Source organism: Burkholderia sp. BCC1638 (assembly GCF_902833195.1).
Taxonomy (GTDB): domain Bacteria; phylum Pseudomonadota; class Gammaproteobacteria; order Burkholderiales; family Burkholderiaceae; genus Burkholderia; species Burkholderia diffusa.
Genome location: NZ_CADFEC010000005.1, coordinates 15,361 through 33,715, shown reverse-complemented (window position 1 = coordinate 33,715; position 18,355 = coordinate 15,361). Strand labels below are relative to the sequence as shown.

13 protein-coding genes are annotated in these 18,355 nt (G+C 66.6%); 7 read left to right on the top strand and 6 right to left on the bottom strand.

The annotated features are described in order from the left end of the window. Window positions 1-154 precede the first annotated feature (154 nt). The 5 genes from cysD (at window position 155) to HWX22_RS07210 (ending at window position 6,953) form a co-directional block, all read left to right on the top strand. Window positions 155-1,051: a sulfate adenylyltransferase subunit CysD gene (cysD, locus tag HWX22_RS07230; RefSeq protein WP_175915314.1), complete on the top strand. Its 897-nt coding sequence runs from the start codon at window positions 155-157 to the stop codon at window positions 1,049-1,051. Beyond that, a complete protein-coding gene (gene cysN, locus HWX22_RS07225; protein ID WP_175915313.1) occupies window positions 1,051-2,964 on the top strand; it encodes a sulfate adenylyltransferase subunit CysN in 1,914 nt (637 codons plus the stop codon). The genes cysD and cysN overlap by 1 nt, the downstream gene beginning before the upstream one ends. Before the next feature lie 122 nt (window positions 2,965-3,086). Then, entirely contained in the window at window positions 3,087-4,274 is a 1,188-nt protein-coding gene (locus HWX22_RS07220) for a helix-turn-helix transcriptional regulator (RefSeq protein ID WP_175915312.1), read from the top strand. Between the two features lie 281 nt (window positions 4,275-4,555). Further along, entirely contained in the window at window positions 4,556-5,917 is a 1,362-nt protein-coding gene (locus HWX22_RS07215; RefSeq protein WP_175915311.1) for an MFS transporter, read from the top strand. Next, the gene (locus HWX22_RS07210; RefSeq protein ID WP_175915310.1) at window positions 5,904-6,953 is read left to right on the top strand and encodes a beta-propeller fold lactonase family protein; all 1,050 of its coding nucleotides are present in this window, start codon (window positions 5,904-5,906) and stop codon (window positions 6,951-6,953) included. The genes HWX22_RS07215 and HWX22_RS07210 overlap by 14 nt, the downstream gene beginning before the upstream one ends. A 69-nt stretch (window positions 6,954-7,022) precedes the next feature. Here HWX22_RS07210 and HWX22_RS07205 read toward each other — a convergent pair whose 3' ends face one another. Further along, window positions 7,023-8,060, bottom strand: a complete 1,038-nt coding sequence (locus tag HWX22_RS07205) for an AraC family transcriptional regulator (RefSeq protein WP_175915309.1) — start codon at window positions 8,058-8,060, stop codon at window positions 7,023-7,025. Between the two features lie 226 nt (window positions 8,061-8,286). Between HWX22_RS07205 and HWX22_RS07200 the strand changes: the two genes are divergently transcribed. After that, window positions 8,287-9,399, top strand: a complete 1,113-nt coding sequence (locus tag HWX22_RS07200; protein ID WP_175915308.1) for a fatty acid desaturase — start codon at window positions 8,287-8,289, stop codon at window positions 9,397-9,399. Window positions 9,400-9,443: 44 nt separating this feature from the next. Here HWX22_RS07200 and HWX22_RS07195 read toward each other — a convergent pair whose 3' ends face one another. After that, a complete protein-coding gene (locus HWX22_RS07195; RefSeq protein WP_175915307.1) occupies window positions 9,444-10,064 on the bottom strand; it encodes an HAD family hydrolase in 621 nt (206 codons plus the stop codon). Between the two features lie 97 nt (window positions 10,065-10,161). Between HWX22_RS07195 and HWX22_RS07190 the strand changes: the two genes are divergently transcribed. Beyond that, entirely contained in the window at window positions 10,162-10,854 is a 693-nt protein-coding gene (locus HWX22_RS07190; RefSeq protein ID WP_175915306.1) for a hypothetical protein, read from the top strand. On the opposite strand, the gene HWX22_RS07185 is transcribed toward HWX22_RS07190, so the two are convergent. From HWX22_RS07185 to vgrG, 4 genes are all read right to left on the bottom strand, one after another. Further along, window positions 10,834-11,553, bottom strand: coding sequence for a putative type VI secretion system effector (locus HWX22_RS07185; RefSeq protein ID WP_175908708.1), 720 nt, complete (start codon window positions 11,551-11,553; stop codon window positions 10,834-10,836). The genes HWX22_RS07190 and HWX22_RS07185 overlap by 21 nt on opposite strands. Before the next feature lie 129 nt (window positions 11,554-11,682). Beyond that, window positions 11,683-14,532 (bottom strand): T6SS effector BTH_I2691 family protein, encoded by a 2,850-nt coding sequence (locus tag HWX22_RS07180; RefSeq protein ID WP_175915305.1) that lies wholly within the window; start codon window positions 14,530-14,532, stop codon window positions 11,683-11,685. Window positions 14,533-14,544: 12 nt separating this feature from the next. Next, the gene (locus tag HWX22_RS07175; RefSeq protein WP_244135199.1) at window positions 14,545-15,414 is read right to left on the bottom strand and encodes a DUF4123 domain-containing protein; all 870 of its coding nucleotides are present in this window, start codon (window positions 15,412-15,414) and stop codon (window positions 14,545-14,547) included. Between the two features lie 128 nt (window positions 15,415-15,542). After that, the gene (gene vgrG, locus HWX22_RS07170; RefSeq protein ID WP_175915304.1) at window positions 15,543-18,326 is read right to left on the bottom strand and encodes a type VI secretion system Vgr family protein; all 2,784 of its coding nucleotides are present in this window, start codon (window positions 18,324-18,326) and stop codon (window positions 15,543-15,545) included. Window positions 18,327-18,355: the final 29 nt, after the last annotated feature.

Genomic DNA, 18,355 nt, shown 5'->3' with positions numbered 1-18,355 from the left:
TCCGGGTGGACTAAGGAAAGATCCGCTGCGCCGCCGTGCCGCGGTTTAGTCCACCCGGACGAAGAGCGGCACCGCCGCCGCTCGATACCGTTGGCGTCATGCACGAAACGCCGCACATGTCGCGCGGCGCCGGCATGCAACAAGGAGACGAACGATGTTGACCCACTTGGAGCGACTGGAGGCCGAAAGCATCCACATCATGCGCGAGGTGGTCGCGGAAAGCGAAAACCCGGTGATGCTCTATTCGATCGGCAAGGACAGCTCGGTCATGCTGCATCTCGCGATGAAGGCGTTCTACCCGGCGAAGCCGCCCTTTCCGCTGCTGCACGTCGATACGACGTGGAAGTTCCGCGAGATGATCGCGTTTCGCGACGCGACCGCCGAGCGTCTCGGCCTCGACCTGCGCGTGCACGTGAACCCCGACGGCGTGGCGAACGACATCAATCCGTTCACGCACGGCTCGGCCGTGCACACCGACGTATGGAAGACGCAAGGGCTCAAGCAGGCGCTCGACCACTACGGCTTCGACGCCGCGTTCGGCGGCGCGCGCCGCGACGAGGAGAAATCGCGCGCGAAGGAGCGCATCGTGTCGCTGCGCTCGGCGCAGCACCGCTGGGACCCGAAGCGCCAGCGGCCCGAACTCTGGTCGCTGTACAACGCGCGCAAGCGCCGCGGCGAAAGCCTGCGCGTGTTTCCGATTTCCAACTGGACCGAGCTCGACGTCTGGCAATACATCCGGCTGCACGACATTCCGATCGTGCCGCTCTACTACGCGAAGGAGCGGCCGGTGGTCGAGCGCGACGGCGCGCTGATCATGGTCGACGACGAACGCCTGCCGCTGCGCGATGGCGAAGTGCCGCAGTTGCGCAAGGTGCGCTTTCGCACGCTCGGCTGCTATCCGCTCACGGGCGCGATCGACAGCGACGCGAGTTCGCTCGGCGAGATCCTGCAGGAGATGCGCGACACGCGCACGTCCGAGCGCCAGGGACGCCTGATCGACAGCGATTCGGTCGGCTCGATGGAAAAGAAGAAACAGGAGGGATATTTCTGATGGCACACGCTCTCACCGCGCCCGAGGCGCTCGCGCACCCGATTCCCGTCCCGCACGCCGACGATGCCCGGACGAAAGACCTGCTGCGCTTCATCACGTGCGGCAGCGTCGACGACGGCAAGAGCACGCTGATCGGCCGCCTGCTCTACGAATCGAACATGCTGTTCGACGACCAGCTGACCCAGCTCGAAGCCGATTCGAAGAAAGTCGGCACGCAAGGCGGCGACCTCGATTTCGCGCTGCTCGTCGACGGCCTGTCGGCCGAGCGCGAACAGGGCATCACGATCGACGTCGCGTACCGCTTCTTCGCGACCGCGCGACGCAAGTTCATCGTCGCCGATACGCCCGGCCACGAGCAATACACGCGCAACATGATCACCGGCGCGTCGACCGCCGACCTCGCGGTGATCCTGATCGACGCGCGCAAGGGCGTGCTCACGCAGACGCGCCGCCACAGTCATCTCGTCGCGCTGATCGGCATCAGGCGCGTCGTGCTCGCGATCAACAAGATGGATCTGGTCGACTACGACCGCGCGGTGTTCGAGCGCATCGACGCCGACTATCGCGCGTTCGCGGCCGAACTCGGTCTCGACGAGATCGTCAGCATTCCGATGTCCGCGCTGCGCGGCGACAACGTGATCGCGTCGAGCACGCGGATGCCGTGGTACGCAGGCCCACCGCTGATGCAGCATCTCGACACGCTGCCGCTCGTCGAGCGCGTGACGCGCGACGAACCGTTCCGCCTGCCGGTGCAATGGGTCAACCGTCCGCATCTCAACTTCCGCGGCTATGCCGGCAGCATCGCGTCCGGCGAAGTGCGCGTCGGCGAACGCGTGCGCGTGCTGCCGTCCGGCAAGGAAAGCCGCGTCGCATCGGTGATCACGCCGGCCGGCGAAGCCGACGTCGCGCGTGCCGGCGAAGCGGTGACGCTCACGCTCGCCGACGAAATCGACATCAGCCGCGGCGACATGATCGCGCGCGCCGACGCGCCGCCGGAGGTGGCCGATCAGTTCGAGGCGACGCTCGTGTGGATGCACGACGAACCGCTGCTGCCCGGCCGGCCGTATCTCGTGAAGCTCGGCACGCAGACGGTCGGCGCGACCTGCGCGACGCCGAAGTACAAGATCGACGTGAACACGCGCGAGCATCTCGCCGCGCGCACGCTCGCGCTGAACGAGATCGGCGTGTGCAACCTGAGCTTCGACCGGCCCGTCGCGTTCGATCCGTACGACCGGAACCGTCACACGGGCGGCTTCATCGTGATCGACCGCTTCACCAACGACACAGTCGGCGCCGGGATGCTGCACTTCGCGCTGCGCCGCGCGCACAACGTGCACTGGCAGGCCGTCGACGTCGATCGCGACGCGCGCGCGGCGCAGAAGGCGCAGACACCGCGCATCGCATGGCTGACCGGGCTGTCCGGCGCGGGCAAGTCGACGATCGCGAACCTCGTCGAGCAGCGGCTGCATGCGCTCGGCAAGCACACGTACCTGCTCGACGGCGACAACGTGCGGCACGGGCTCAACCGCGATCTCGGCTTCACCGAGGCCGATCGCGTGGAGAACATCCGGCGCGTGGCCGAAGTCGCGCGGCTGATGCTCGATGCCGGGCTCATCACGCTCGTGTCGTTCATCTCGCCGTTCCGCGCGGAACGCGACATGGCGCGCGCGCTGGTCGGTGCCGACGAGTTCGTCGAGGTGTTCGTCGACACGCCGCTCGCGGTGGCCGAGGAACGCGATCCGAAGGGGCTGTACAAGAAGGCGCGCAAGGGCGAACTGAAACACTTCACGGGCATCGACTCGCCGTACGAGCCGCCCGCGCAGCCGGAACTGCGCATCGACACGGTGGCCGAGTCGCCGCAAGCGGCGGCGGACCGCATCGTCGCGTACCTGCTGCGCGAGCGCGTCGCCTGACCCTCGCCGGCCGCGTCGCACGGGCACGGCCCGCGTCGTCTACTCCGTTCGGATGACGCGGGCCGCCGGCCGGCCGGTATGCTGGGCCGGAAGCATTCACCCCGCCCCAGGAGAACTCGAGCATGCGGATCGCGCTGGCGACCGACGACACGGCCGCGCACGACGGCTTCGACGACGCGGCATGGACGGCCCGCGAACTCAGCGCGTGGCTCGGGCTCGTCTATCAGGGCCTGTCCGAAGCGACGCCGTGGGCGGGCTTTCTCGAAGCGATCCGCGTGCGGCTCGACGCGCGCTTCACGACGCTCGTGCTGCGCAACCCCGGCGGCTCGCGGCGCGGGCTCATCATCAACGCATCGGCCGACGGCCCGCTGCTGCCCGGCGAGCCGTCGTACAGCGAGCAGTTCTATGCGCTGTGCCCGTTTCTCGACCAGACGCCCGGCCTGGTGTTCACGGCCGACGGGCTGTTCGGCGCCGCCCGCTGGCGCGCGCACGATTTCTACCGGCAGTACCTGCAGCCGCTCGACCTGCGCTTCATTCTCGGCGCGAACCTGCGCGGCGAGTGCGGCGTCGAGTGCGCGTTCTTCGTGAGCCGCGCGCATCATGCCCGCGATTTCGACGCGGCCGAACGCGCGCAGGTCGCGACGCTGCTGCCCCACCTGCAGCGCGCGGTCGAGCTGCATGCGGCGCTCGACGTGCTCGACGCCGAGCGCGCGCTGTACGCGGGCACCGTCGACCGGCTCGACGTCGGCACCGCGATCCTCGACGAGGACGGCCGCGTGATCAAGCACAACCGCATCGCCGAAAGGCTGATCGCGCAGCAAGACGGACTGTGCCTGCGCCAGGAGCGGCTCCACGCGTCGTGCCCGCTCGACGAGCGCCGGCTGCAGAAGGCGCTGCAGGCCGCGCTCGAGCATTTCCGCACGGGCGCGCTCGGGCGCATCGAGGCCACCACGCTGTCGCGCCCCGGCGGCGCGATGCCGTTGAACGTGCTGCTGCGCCCGCTCGCGCCCTATCGCGGCGCGGAGGACCGCCAGCACCGGCCGGCCGTCGCGGTGTTCGTCCGCGATCCGGCGTCGTCGCCGCAGACCTCGCGCGACATGCTGCACCGGCTGTTTCGCCTCACGCCGATGGAAACCGAGATCGCGCTGCTGCTCGTCGACGGCCTGACGCTCGACGAAGCGGCCGCCGCCACCGGCATCACGAAGAACACCGCCCGCGCGCACCTGCGTGGAATCTTCGCGAAGACGGGCGCCACGCGCCAGGCCGTGCTCGTGAAAATGCTGCTGAACAGCGTCGTGTCGATGGCGTAGCGGCGCCGCCCCCCGGGGTGACGCCGCTGGCGGTGCGAAGCAGCCCGCCGAGCGCCGGTTGCCGTTCGTCTAGCCGCCACCCATGTCATACGTCATCGGATGTGATGAGGGCTGATGAGATCCTCATGATATCGCCCAATATTTGCGCATTTTCCGGGTAAACCCGCGACGCCATCGCAGAATCTCAGGCGTACCATGTCATACGACGACATACTACTTAGATCACCACCCGACGCCGACGCGGGCCGCCGCCCTCGTCCGCCGCCCGACCGGAGACTCCCTTGACCACGCCTGCCCTGCCCGGCCGCGACCCGCTCGCGTCCGCCGTCTCGAAAGTGAAATGGCACGTGCTGCCGCTCGTGCTGATCATGTTCATCGCGAACTACATCGACCGCGTGAACGTCGGCTTCGTCGATCGCCACCTGGAAGCGTCGATCGGTATCGGCGCGGCGGCGTACGGGCTCGGTGCCGGCCTGTTCTTCGTCGGCTACGCGCTGTTCGAAGTGCCGTCCAACCTGCTGATGCAGCGCTACGGCGCGCGCATCTGGCTCGCGCGGATCATGGCGACGTGGGGCATCGTCGCCGCCGCGATGGCGTTCGTGTGGAACGACACGTCGTTCTACGTGCTGCGCTTCCTGCTCGGCGCGGCCGAGGCCGGCTTCTTCCCCGGCGTCGTGCTGTACCTGTCGCAATGGCTGCCGCCGCAGGAGCGCGGCAAGGCGATGGCGATCTTCCTCGGCGGCTCCGCGTTCGCGTCGGTGCTGTCCGGGCCCGTCACCGGCGCGCTGCTGTCGATCCACGGCTTCGGCCTCCAAGGCTGGCAGTGGATGTTCCTGATCGAAGGGATGTTCTCGGTCGCGCTGTGCGGCGCGAGCTGGCTGCTGCTGAAGTCGCACATCCGGGACGCGACATGGCTCACCGCCGACGAACGCGCGGCGCTCCAGAACGCGCTCGATGAAGAACGCGCGACCCGCGATGTGCGCTCGAAAGTGCACGTATCCGCCGCCACGCTGCTGCGCGACCCGCAGATCATGCTGTTCTGCTTCCTGTATTTCGCGATCCAGCTGACGATCTACGCGGCCACCTTCTGGCTGCCGACCATCATCCGCAAGATGGGCGGCCTCACCGACTTCCAGGTCGGCCTCTACAACACGATTCCGTGGATGATCGCGATCGGCGCGATGTACGGCTTCGCGGTGCTGTCCGCGAAGTGGAAGCATCCGCAGCGCTGGCTGTCGTTCGCGCTCGTGCTCGCAGCGTGCGGGCTGTTCGCGTCGACGTCGCACGATCCCGTCTGGTCGTTCGCGTCGATCTGCTTCGCCGCGCTCGGTTTCAAGGCCGCGGCGTCGCTGTTCTGGCCGATCCCGCAGGGCTACCTCGACACGCGCGTGGCCGCCGCCGTAATCGCGCTGATCAACTCGATCGGCAACCTCGGCGGCTTCGTCGCGCCAACGGCCTTCGGCTATCTGAAGCAACATACGGGTTCGATCACGGGCGGCCTGTATGCGCTCGCGATCGCCTCCCTCGTCGCCGCGGTCGCCGCGCTGTTCGCCCGCACGCACCGGCGCAGCGATCCGCCGCGCGGCCTGCCGGCCGACGAGTCCTTCACGAACACCACCATGCTCCGTCATGCCGAACACTGACCGCCTGACCGTCGTCGTCTCGAATGCCGTCGACGGCGACCTCGCCACGTTCTCGCTCACGTCCGACGGCACGCTCGCGCCGCTCGCCCGCTACCCGGCCGGCGACGTCGCGATGCCGGTCGCCGTGCAGCCCGATCGCGCGCGGCTGTACGTCGCGACGCGCAGCGCAGAACCGACGATCGTTGCATTCCGCGTCGCGACGGGCACCGGCGCGCTCGCCCGCATCGGCGCGACCGCGATCGACGCGAGCCACGCGTACCTGTCGCTCGATCGCAGCGGCCGCTGGCTGCTCGGCGCGTCTTACGGCGGCAACGCGCTGAGCCTCTACGACGCCGCGCGCATGCGCGACGGCGACGGCGAGCCGCTGCAGGTCGCGGACGGCATCGCGAACGCGCATGCCGTCGTCGTATCGCCGGACAATCGGTTCGCATACGTGAGCTCGCTCGGCTCGGACCGGATCTTCACGTTCGCGCTGGTCGAGAATGCCGGCGGCCTGCGCGCGGTCGAGCACGGCGAAACGCGCGTGCCGGGCGGCTTCGGCCCGCGTCACCTGCGCTTCGCGCGCGACGGCCGCACGCTCGTCGCGGTCAGCGAATTCCAGGCCACGCTCGCGGCCTTCCCGCGCGACGTCGACAGCGGCCGCCTCGGCGACGCACAGGTCAGCGCGCGTCACCCGGCCGTCGCCGACCTCGCGCAAGGCCATGCGCGCCCGCCCTCGCCGACCGAACCCGCCGTGTGGGCCGCCGATCTCCACCTGACGCCCGACGAGCGCTTCGCGTATGTCAGCGAACGCACGTCGAGCCAGTTGCTCTGCTATCGCCGCCATGCAGACGGCACCTTCGAACCCGCGCACGCGACGGCCACCGAAACGCAGCCGCGCGGCTTCGCGATCGATCCGTCGGGACGCTGGCTCGTCGCATGCGGCGAGCAGTCGGAATACGTGTCGGTCTACGCGATCGCGCCAGGCGACGGCACGCTGTCGTTGCATGCGCGCGTGCCGGGCGGTCGCGGCGCGAACTGGGTTGCGATCGTCTGACGGGTCGAATGATCGATGGATCGATGCAGGGCGCACGACCGACACCGGCCCGCGCCGCCCTGCGCGCCGTCAGCGCCGCTCGCTCGGCGCGACGCCGGTCCAGCGCTTGAACGCACGCGTGAAATTGGCGCGGTCGGTATAGCCGACCCGCGCCGCGATCTCGTCGACCGGCAGACGCGTGCCCTCGAGCAACCGGAGCGCATCGCGCAGCCGGATCTCGTCGAGCAGCGCCGAATAGGTCGCGCCGAATTCCGCGAGCTTGCGTTTCAGCGTGCGCGCCGACACGTGCAGCTCGCGCGCGACTTCGTCCACCGACGGATAACCGGCGTCGCCGCAGATCAGCAGGTTGCGCACGCGCTCGACGATGCTTTCCGCATAGCCGAGCCGTGCGAGCTCGGCCTCGCATTGCTGGACGATCATCTGCGCGGTCTGCGCGTTCGCGGTGCCGATCGGCTCGTCGAGCAGCGCGGCGTCGCAGCGGATGCGGTTCGCGCTCGCGTCAAAATGACAGCGCGGCAGCCGCGCGCGATAGCGCTCGAACCACGGTGGTTCGGGCCATTCGAAATGCAGCTCCGCGCGCGACTGCAGCGTGCGACCCGGCGCGGGATCGAGCAGCGAGTTGAACAGGATCGCCGTCTCGACCAGGAAATTTTCCACCGCGAACTGGCGCAGCCGGCCGAGCGGAAACGCCTCGAGCACGTCGATATCGACGATCCCGTCGCGCTGCGCGAGTCGCACCGAAAAAAACGGCACGCGCGTCGGCAGATAGCGGATCCCGAGCGCGATCGCCTCGCCGAGCGTCGCGCAACTCATCAACCCGAAGCCGATCAGCCCGGATTTCGTGAGACTGCTGCGCAGGCCGATCTCGATCGCGATCGAAGGATCGTCCGTCGCCTCGAGCAGGTTGAACACGATCGCCGCCTGCTGCAGCGGCGTGATGCGCGCGTCGGGCCGGGCAAGCCGGTCGCGCTCGACACCCGACCCGGCGAGAATCCGGTCGCCGTCGATGCCGCGCTCCTCAGCGAGCATCAGCATGAACAGCGCATACGCGGACGATACCGTCGCCTTGTTCAGCTGGCGCGCGGCATCCGGGACGGACAGGGCCATGCGGCGGACTCCGGAGCGGTTTCGGCGGATTGTAGCGTCGCTGGCCCGCAATGACACCACGGCGGCACTCTAGCCGCATGACGCCGCATCGCGCGTCGGGGGGCGGGCTCATGTGGCCCGAAATGACACCATCATTGGCACCGGCGGCCCTCGCATGCGCCACGACGCGCACCTATGCTTGTCACATCGGCATTGCGCCCCACTCTTTCCGCACGGATTCCGGTCGATGAGCCAATTTGCACGAACCGTCTTTCGCCACGACGCCGACAAGGTCGCGTACGTCCGCCGCGAGGTCAACGCCGCAAGCGACGCGATCCGCGCGCGCTTTCCGCTGCTCGACAACCAGAACCTCGTCGGCGCGACCGTGATGGCCGTGTCGGTGAGCGCGATGCTCGCGATCGCCTGGCTGTATGCGCGCGGCGCGATCGCGTGGTACGTCGCGCTGCCGCTCGCCGCGTTCGTCACGTCGCTGATCCACGAGCTCGAGCACGACCTGATCCACCTGATGTACTTCAAGAAGACGCCGTGGGCCTATCACCTGATGATGGCGCTGTGCTGGCTCACGCGGCCCGGCACGATCAACCCGTGGACGCGCCGGCGCATGCACCTGCATCACCACAAGGTGTCGGGCGGCGACTCGGATCTCGAGGAATTCGGCATCACCAACGGCGAACGCTGGGGCGTGAAGCGGCTGCTGATGATCGCGGACGGGATGCTCGCCGTCGTGCTGCGGCCGGATGCGATGCGCCGCAAGGTCAAGCAATACGTGGCCGCGCAGCCGGTGCAGGATGCGGCCGAACGCGTGCAACTGCGCATCGAGCAGGTGTCGTCCTACATGCCGGTCGGTCACGTGTACTACGCGCTGTGGCACGCGTTCATCGTCTATCACACCGGCCTGTTCGCGCTGCATACGCTCGGCTATGCGGTGACCGTGCCGGCCGTCGTCGAGCGCGTGATGGACGTCGTCGATTTCCTCGCGGTCGTGTGGCTCGGGCCGAACTTCGTGCGCAGCTTCTGCATCAATTTCGTCAGCTCGAACATGCATTACTTCGGCGACATCGATTCGCGCAACGTGATCCAGCAGACGCAGGTGCTGAATCCGTGGTGGATGCTGCCGTTCCAGCTGTTCTGCTTCAACTTCGGCAGCACGCACGCGATCCATCACTTCGTGGTGCGCGATCCGTTCTACATCCGGCAGCTCACCGCGCGCACCGCGCATCAGGCACTGCGTGAAGTCGGCGTGCGGTTCAACGACGTCGGCACGTTCAGGCGTGCGAATCGGTGGGGCACGTATCGTCCGGTTCGCGGTGTGCGCGGCACGCGGCGGGCCGACGCTTGACGGCAGCGCGCGGCGTCGCTCGCCGCGCCGGTCCCGTCAGTCCATCAGTCGCCGATCGGCGGCATCGGCCCCTGCCCGCGGATCCACGCCCAGTTCGCGAGTTCGGCCATTTCCTTGTCGCCGCGGCTGTCGCCGTAGGCGAACAGCTTCGCGGGCAGCCGATTGCCCCACCAGCCGCGCAAGCGCACGACCTTCTGCGGGCCCCAGCAGTTCTCGCCGTTCAGCCGTCCGGTGAACGTGCCGCGCTCGAACGCGAGGCGCGTCGCGAGCACCGTGTCGATGCCGGCCGTCTTCGCCCATTTCTCCAGATACAGCGACGGCGATGCGCTGACCAGCACGACTTCATGCCCGCGCGCCTGATGCTCGCGCACCCGTTCCAGCATGTCCGGGCGCACGAGGTTCGGCAGGTAGCCGTCGACGAAGTTGCGCGCCAATCCGTCGAGCGCGTCCTCGCGGATCGGCCCGAGCGCGAACCACGCGAACTTCGCCTTCGCATCGCCGCGCGACAACAGGCCCGCCTTCATCGCGACGATCCACGGCAGCGCGCGCAGCCCGGCCCATGCGAATCGCGGCGTGCCGACCGCGTAGCGAACGAAATGGCGAAAGCTGTCGGTGGTGGTGATGGTGCCGTCGAAATCGAATGCGGCGACGATGCGGTCGGTCATGGAGAGGCGGGAAAGCGATGGAATGCCCGGGAAGATAGCAGACTCGCGGTGCCGTGCGTGAAACGGCGAGACGCAGCATGGCCCCGGCAGCGGCCGCATGCGGCGCAACGCACGTGGCCATACCGTGCCGTTCGCTCAGCGCTGCTGCCGTGCGGCGAATGTGCCGCTCGATGCGCGGCGCGTAGTCGGGATAGAGATTCGGGAAGGCGGCCTGCGCGGCGCGGAAGCACGCGTCGAGCTGCGGGTGGTTCGCTTCGCCGAACAGCGCGCGGCCGACCGCATCGGCGGGCGGCACGCGCACGCCTTTGTCGGCCGCGGGTGCCGGCCCGAAGTCGAGCGCCTGCGGCTCGGGCACGCGCGCGGCCGGCGCACCGGGCGGCGCATCGAACACAAGACGCTCGGGCGTCGTATCGAACTCGAGCCGCTTCGGCTCGTCGGACGGATTCGTCATCGCTGCTTCCGGCCCGGCCCCGCGGTGTTCCGCACGCCGGGCTGCCGCCAGTCAGACCGCGCCGCCGCACGGGCGCACGAAATCGCCGAGGCCGCGGTTGTAGCCGCGCCGACGGCCTTGCGCTTTCCACATGCGGACCGAATGCACGCCGCCGACGGACAGGATCAGGGCAAATGCGAGCAGCACGGAGATCGTCATGATTTGGAGTGTGGGACCAGACGGACGATCAATGACCGCACGATTGCCGCACCGCTCGGTTGCCGGTGGGCGATACGTCGCGCATTCCTCCACGCGGGCACTGGAACCGCGTTGCGCCCGTCAGTAGCGAAAGATCCGTAGTCCATAACTGGGGCCGTCGCCGTCACGCTTCTTCCCCTTCGACGTCCGTTTCAGGTCGATCACGGCCGGGTCAGCCCACCCGAACGTCTCGAACATGCGCTCCGAAATCGCGATGAACGGTCGGTCCTTGCGGTAGGCCGAAATCGCAAAAAACGACAGCAGCAACGCAACGAAGAGAACAGATATGCCGGTGTAGAAAAACTTGTCGAACATCGATTGTTCGGGCGCCGCAACAAAAAACGCGTAGGCCATGCCTGCCGCCCAGAACGCCAAGATCGTCAAACAGATCTTGGTCGACTTGCGGATATACGCTCGCTTTCCGCTCGTACAGTGAGGGTAGACCGCGATCAGCCCGTCATCGACCCGGCGCACCGCGAAACATGTCGCGCCGGTCGCTGCCGGCTCGGCCACGACCTCGACTTCGTCGTTCTCCCGGAACGGACACCGCCACAGCCAGCCTTCGACATGCGTGTCGCCCACATCGAACGACACCTTGTCCACCTCTTCGTTACTGCTCCCCGCCGAAATGGCAATGCCGGTTGCAAGACCCGTCATTCCCGAAAGGCCGATTCCCACAGCCCCCACGCCGGTCGCCACTTTATCGGCCTCGGTACGCATGAAGTCGCGAGTGGTCTTCGTACGCCGCAGGTTCTGCATCCGACCGCGCACAAGCGTGGCCCGTCCGATTTGATTCTGCATATTGAAATACCTGTCGTCCGTGTTCGTCCAAATGTTTTCTCGACACATCGCGCCACGCGAAACACCCGGCAGTGGAGTCCTCTTGGCGTCCCCACTCGATGTCCCACCTCCCATCGAACGGAGAATTCGTCATCGCACGCCCGCCAGGGCCTTGCCGAATTCCTCGGCCTGCTTCTTCACATCCCGGTCGGTATAGCGCGGGACTTCACGCTCGATGAAGAAATCTTTCTCCAACCCGGTTCCAAATGCGCATCGGGTACACCAAGCCTCCAGCACGTTGGGGGTGAAATACCAGATCAACCCTTGCACAACGAGCAATACAACCGTCGCCTCCCAACCAAGCAGCATACCCACCGCACGGAAGGCGGCAAACGCCGCGGCGCGTTCGGCCAGCCCCTCGACCACGCCGACAATGACCTGAGTACCGTAGCGACTAGCCACCCGCTTCAACAGCGGGCCTGACTTGCCGACGGCGCTGATGAACACCGCCGTGCCCGTCGCGGCGCCGGCCACGACCTTGATTGTCGTCAGGAAGAACACCGTATTCTGCTTCTTCGTCAGGCTTTCGGCAGCCGACTTGCCGTCCATCCACGCACCGATGAAGGCGCCTGCGGAGCCTAACCCGCCGCCGACCAGTTTCCACGCCTGCGATCTCGTTGATTTCTGTAGCGTCGCGTAGAAGGGCGCCATGCTGATATCAACAAGACCCGAGCATAGCGAGGCCCCCGAGCTGATCAGATTGAGCGTGGTGTTTTCGTCGTGCGGCATCACCATCAGCTTGTAGAAATTCACCGCCTCGAGAAGGCTGGTGACGACGGTCACGCGCGCCGAGCGTAGTTGGGCATTACCCTCCTCGGTCAGCTTGAGCTGGTTCCATGCCTCGGAAAGCGCGCGGGACCGCGACGCCTTGCCCATGCCGCCCAACGCTTCTTCGCCCTGGATAAACCCGTGCGCGACGCGCATCGTGTTCAAGACCTCCTTGCGGCTCAATCCCTCCAGCTCGGCCTGCTTCCTGACGAGATTCAGCGTATCGACATCGCTGATGCCCGCGCGCTGCAGGAAAATGGTCTGGATGATCTTTTCCCCGACAAAGTCCGCGCCCTGGTTGACACGGAATTTTCTGAAAATCGAATCGCCCGCGGTCATTGCAATTTGATCGATCTCGAGTGCCCTGATCAACTTGCCGACCGGCGTGATGTTCTTCTGATCCTTTTCCACTGCAAGACTGGCGAGCTTCTTGTAATAGCCGACGACCGTCTTGATGCTCGCGGCAACCGACGCGATCTTGTCCACGTTGCCCTGCAGCGGCGTCTCCTTGGCGCTTTGCGCGCTCTGCAACGCCTGCGTCAATTGCACGCGCCCGTCCTTCTGGTTCATCGCAATCGCGCGCCACACGATGCTCTCGATCTTCGTTGCGTCCAGCAGTGCGACAAGCGAATCGACGAGGTGCCGTCCCTTGGGCGAGGAATTCAGACCGAAGATCGCCGTGCCCACCGCAACCTCGTACGCAATGCCGTCGAAAAAATCCGAGTCGTGACAGTCGCCGAGCGTCGCCAGCCAAAGCCCCGCCTTCAGCCAGTGACCGATGTCGTCCGTGCGCGCCTCCTGCAACGCCTGCACCTTGTCCTGTATTTCCGCGTACTTCTTGCGAAATGCCTCGATGTCCGCGCGCTTGAGCTTGGCCTCATAACGCGGCCACGCGTCGTCATGCGCGTCCTTCAGGCGTTTCTGCTTCGTTCGGTTGATGTCGGCAATCGTCGCGTCGGTCTTCTGACGCCACGCCAGACGCTCGGCGTCGGAGCGGAACGACTGCACCTGTGCCACGTACGGGCCGCCCAGTCCGTTCTTCGCGAGATAGTCGTAGTCGTCCGCCGTCTGCAGCGAGCGCGTGCGTTCGGGGCCTTCGGGCAACGTGGCGGCACGTTTGCGCAGCGCCGCCGCACTGTCCTTCAGTCCGGCGGTCGTCGCCTGTCCGGTCTCGGACTGGAAACGTGACTCGCTGTCGACCGCCCCCTTCTCGAGCGCCTCCTTCGCCGTATCGATGTCGCGCAGTGCCGTGATCTGAAGCGCACGTTCGACAACGTACCGATCGAGCCACGACACCGCGTCGTTGCGAAATCCGTTGAGTTCGTGCGCGATCCCCACTGCGTCCCACAGCGCCAGCATCATCGGCTGACAGGGCGCACCATCCGACACCGAACTCGCCTGTGCAACCTCGACGAGCTGTGCCGATGCGACCTTGTTCCAGATGCCCTGACGCACCGCCCATGGGTAACGGGTCGTGCATAGGTTCAGCACGTTGTCGCGACAGGCGCCGGTCGCGCCGCGACTGATTTCCGGACGAAAATCGTACGGCAGGCTGCTGACTTCGAGCGGTGTTTCCGCGACATCTCCCGCGTATTCGATCACGTGCTGCAAGTTCGCCGCCGTGAGCGGCGCGACGTGTGGTCCAGGTTTCGGGGCGGCTACCCACGCTGCCGGATCGATGGCCTGCATGCGATTCAGACGCACTTCCGCCGCCTCCGGGCTGTCGGCGCCGTAGCGCTTGATGGTGGCGTCGCTCCACGGCCGCTCGCTGAACGCGACCCATACCTTGCCGCACTCCTTGGGCTTCTCGATGACCACGTATTGCACACGCAGTGCATTGTGCCCGGTGCGCGAGCAGGCTTTCGGCGCCTCTGCACTTCTCGCGACGGCCGGGTCGAGCAGTTTCGTCAGCGTGCCGTCAGCCGCGCTGGCGTAGACCTCCCAATGGAATTTGCCGCGCGGGCCGCGCTCGTAGAGGAAGTAGACGAATCCTTCACGCAACTGGCGAAGCGCATACTTGCTCTCGGTCAGCGACACCTCCTTGATACCGGCGCCGCTGAACGGGCCCAAAGCCGGCGCGGCAAATGCCTTCGGCACGACAGCGTATCGCGGCAAATACACCGCCAGCCCCTGCAGCTGGCAGACCGCACAACGATCGGCGGTTTCCGACATGTTCTTTCCTTCTTATTGACTTGCTCGCCCGGTCGGCCGCGTTTCACGAATCGCCGCCCAGTCGGCTTCGGTCAGATCCGAGACGGCCAGGCTGTAATACGCGTCTGCAGGCCGATTGCGCAACGCGCGCTGGACAAGCGGATGCAGATCGAAATCCACGCCGAATTCCATCGTATGGATCGCAAACAGTTCGAGATCCTCCGGATCGCTCAATCCGTACGCGCGTGCCCGCGTCAGCATCTCGGGCAATTTCGCGAAATCGTCCGGCTGTACCGCCTGCCCACCCGCGCGCCAGTGCGCCCAGGCTCGATTGATCGGGCGCACATCGAACAACTTCGTCCATTGGCCGTCGTCGAAATGCGGGAACGGTTCGCGTTCGCCATCGGTGCGATCTCCGTCCGGTGCACGGCAGTCAATCCACTCGCCCCAGCGCCCCAGCGTGCGCCACAGCACAACCGGACCCAGCAGAACCCGCCGCTGCGCCGCGTCGCAGACTCGCCATATCCCTTCGAATGCGGCCGGGTCGGCAAGCGCGAGCAATCGCTGCCCCTGACCATCGGCACGCTGCTGTACGAAGATGTTCGACAAATGCCGCACGACTGAATCCGTGCGCTCGGCAGTAAACAGGAAAGCACCAATGCGATGGCCACGCCCTTCCGCCAGCGCGTTCGGCGACCAGTCGTCCACCGTCCGCTCGAGCACGCGGCGGCACATCTCGGCGGCAGTCGGATGGTCGAGATCGAGTTCGACCACCGACGGCCAGTAGTCGGGCGACAAACGCTCCGGACATATCGGCACCTCGACGACCGACTCACCGAGCGTCTTCAGCACATCGATTTCTTCGTGGCTGAACGGATGCAATATCGCCGGCCCGGTCAGCAACAGGCAATGCGACAACCCGAGCGCCGCGCATTGCTCGTGCAACTGCTCGACCGATGGTCGCGGTTGCGGTTGCGCTTGCTCCGATCCGGCTGGTTCGTGCACCGCGTGGTATTCGCTATCGATCCGCATCACAAATCCGCACAGGCCGCGCTCGACGCGATCATATCGCCCATCGTCTGCGGACAATCCTTCGCGCGGCTTCCGGCCAGCGTCGCATCTCCCGACGCGCTCTGCGGACCGGTCATGACATGGCTGCTCGCCTTGAATTCGACTTTCCCTGGTCCGCCGACCACGATATTGCCGCCCTCCATCTTGAGAAACGCATCGGCTGCCGTCAGCAGCAGGCGTTGTTTCGCCTGCACCATCGCGTCGGCGTCGACGCTGGCAAGCGTGACCGCGCGCTGTGCGGCGGCGGCCAACGTCCCGCCGTTCTGCGCCTGCAGACTCGCCGAGCCCGACGCCGCATGCAGCGCAATGCCCGAGTTCTCGACCGAGCGACCGACCGCCGCATGGCCCTGGGTATAAATCGACATGCCATGATTCGCGATCACGCTGGTCTTGCCTTCGGCCGTCACCTGCACGTCCTGACCCGCACTCAGCACCGTCTCCTTGCCGGACACCCAGATATGGCTGCGCGCGGAAACGGCCGCGATACCGTCGGCACCGTGCACGACGAGGTGCGGGTGACTCCATGCGACGGCACTCCCGCCGCCGCCTCCGATGCCATCGGTCGCCGCGCCGCCGCTGCGGGTCGCCTCGAGCGCGTCGCGGCTCTGCTTCAGCCCGGCGACAGCCTCCAACTGGTCCGGCTGCGGCTCCCGTCCCGACGCACCGACGCCGGCCCCCTGGCTTTGTGCCGCTTCGGCGAGATCCCGCACGCGCTGCATTCCTTCGGCAAGGTCCAGGCCCGGCGCGCGTGCATCCATCTGATTCGTGCCGGTCGCCGTCGTGATCAACAGACCCGCGCCGCCACGCAGCGCACCCGAGGCGTCGGTAGCAAGCTCGATTCCATAACCGCGATCAGCGAGACGCCGGTTGTCCTGCTGGTGCTTGATGTGGCCGAGCGTCAGCCCGCTGTTCCGGTCGGTCGTGTACAACTGCGCACGCGACTGGCCCGCCGAGTCATCGAGCAGGAACTGTCGATAGCCGCCAGTGCCAGTCTGGCTCTGTCCGAGGTCCTGCGTCTTGAAACCCGTCAGTACCGCAGGATGATCGTTGCCTGCGAACCATGCCGCGGCATTGCTCGTGCTTCGGCTCGGGCCGCCGACCAATGCGTTGTGCTGCGCGTCGACTTTGCCCTGTCCGTTATAGAGCGCGGCAACTGCAACGGGGCGATCGGGCTGCCCTTCCAGAAGCTCCGTCCATACTTCCTGGCCAACGCGCGGAATCGTCACGCCGCCCCAGTTCGCTCCGGCCACCGGCGTCAACATACGGGTCCACGTGCCGGCGTTCCGATTCGCCGGCGCATTCGCTGCGTGCGGATGCGGCTCGCGACTCGCGGCATTCTCACCACGCTGCGCGTGGTGCTGGATGCGGATGCGGTGGTCCCGCTCCGTATGGACCGGGTCGCCGCTGCCGACCACGATCGCACTTTGTGCGCCGTGTGCGATCGCGACCGCATGCAAGCTGCTGCCATGACCATGTCCCAGTAGTGGCCGGTAGGTCCGATCGGCCGGAATGGCCAAAAAGCGGTTCCGGTACACCCCGTCATCCTCCACCGCCAAATCCTCTTCAGATCCATCCCCGTCCCACGCCAAATCGAGGCCAAGGCTGCCATTCCCCGTGTCGGACATCGCGGGAACGGAGCCCAAATGCTGTTCGATCGCGCTGCGGATGTCGGCGGCCACATTGGCCCGAGCATGATGCTGCACGCGCAGACATATGAACGCGTCGGAAGCGTTCACGGTCGGATGGTCTCCGACCGTGAACCGGAGTCCCGGCCGCAAATCCCGCCGTGTCCCCGTACCCGTGCCCGTCGCCGCATCGACTCGCTGCGCGTCGAGGTGCTGCTGACTGCGCTGCTCGCCAACTGCGGCAGTCTGGTACGCGTAGGGGCCGGCAACATCGCGATCCTCACCAGGCACCACGGCCCCGCTCGCATATGCCGCCACAGGACGTGCCGACAGACGCCGGTAATCCCAGCTTGCACGCGAAACGCGGCCGATACGCCAGCGCCGTGCCGGCGCAAAATGGCGAATGCCGCCGGCTGGGTCGCTCTCGCCCGTCTGATGAAACGGCACACGCTCCGGTTCGCGTGGCAGGAAGCATTCGTTGGAGTCCGCCAGTACGAGCGTATGGCCGCCGAGCGTCTTTGCCTGCGCATCGCCGGCGTGTTCGAACCAGTAGTAAAGCCCTTCTTCGGCCCATAGCCGCGACAGGAACTCGAAATCGGACTCGCCGGCCTGCACGGTCAAGCTGCGCCGCAGGTAGCGCTCGCTATCGGCCAACGCCCATCGCCACGCTGGCACGACCGCGCCGCGCGTGTAATAGCCGAAAATCTGCTCGCTGATGTCGATGACGCTGGCATCGTTGAAGTTGTAGCTGTCGACGCGCTGCCGCAGCATCGCGAGCCAGGGCTCGAGCACGAGACGAATGCGCGCCAGGCCGGCGTTGTAGCCCACCAGTTCGGCCGCGGCGACGTGTGCATGGAACGGGCGCCGCTGGCCGCCACCGTCCGTGGTCGGCCATTCGACGAGCACCGGGCCGCCGACCAGCCGGGCGATCGGCAATGCAGGGTTGTCGGAGAGCGCCGTGATCTGGAAGCGGAAACCGCCGCCGTCGATTGCCTCCCAACCGTCCAGACACTCGGCCACCAGCACATCCTTGCCGAGCGGCGTCGTCAGTTGCAGGAACCGTTCATGCTGTGTCCAGCCGCCAAGCAGCGCCTGCAGGATGTCCTTGCTCGTTGCCATCGTTTCTACACCTTGAGGTTGGCCGTCGC

Coding starts and splice junctions, on each gene's coding strand:
- cysD (WP_175915314.1), top strand. CDS start 155: ATGTTGACCCACTTGGAGCGACTGGAGGCCGAAAGCATCCACATCATG.
- cysN (WP_175915313.1), top strand. CDS start 1,051: ATGGCACACGCTCTCACCGCGCCCGAGGCGCTCGCGCACCCGATTCCC.
- HWX22_RS07220 (WP_175915312.1), top strand. CDS start 3,087: ATGCGGATCGCGCTGGCGACCGACGACACGGCCGCGCACGACGGCTTC.
- HWX22_RS07210 (WP_175915310.1), top strand. CDS start 5,904: ATGCCGAACACTGACCGCCTGACCGTCGTCGTCTCGAATGCCGTCGAC.
- HWX22_RS07205 (WP_175915309.1), bottom strand. CDS start 8,060: ATGGCCCTGTCCGTCCCGGATGCCGCGCGCCAGCTGAACAAGGCGACG.
- HWX22_RS07200 (WP_175915308.1), top strand. CDS start 8,287: ATGAGCCAATTTGCACGAACCGTCTTTCGCCACGACGCCGACAAGGTC.
- HWX22_RS07195 (WP_175915307.1), bottom strand. CDS start 10,064: ATGACCGACCGCATCGTCGCCGCATTCGATTTCGACGGCACCATCACC.
- HWX22_RS07190 (WP_175915306.1), top strand. CDS start 10,162: ATGCGGCGCAACGCACGTGGCCATACCGTGCCGTTCGCTCAGCGCTGC.
- HWX22_RS07185 (WP_175908708.1), bottom strand. CDS start 11,553: ATGCAGAATCAAATCGGACGGGCCACGCTTGTGCGCGGTCGGATGCAG.
- HWX22_RS07180 (WP_175915305.1), bottom strand. CDS start 14,532: ATGTCGGAAACCGCCGATCGTTGTGCGGTCTGCCAGCTGCAGGGGCTG.
- vgrG (WP_175915304.1), bottom strand. CDS start 18,326: ATGGCAACGAGCAAGGACATCCTGCAGGCGCTGCTTGGCGGCTGGACA.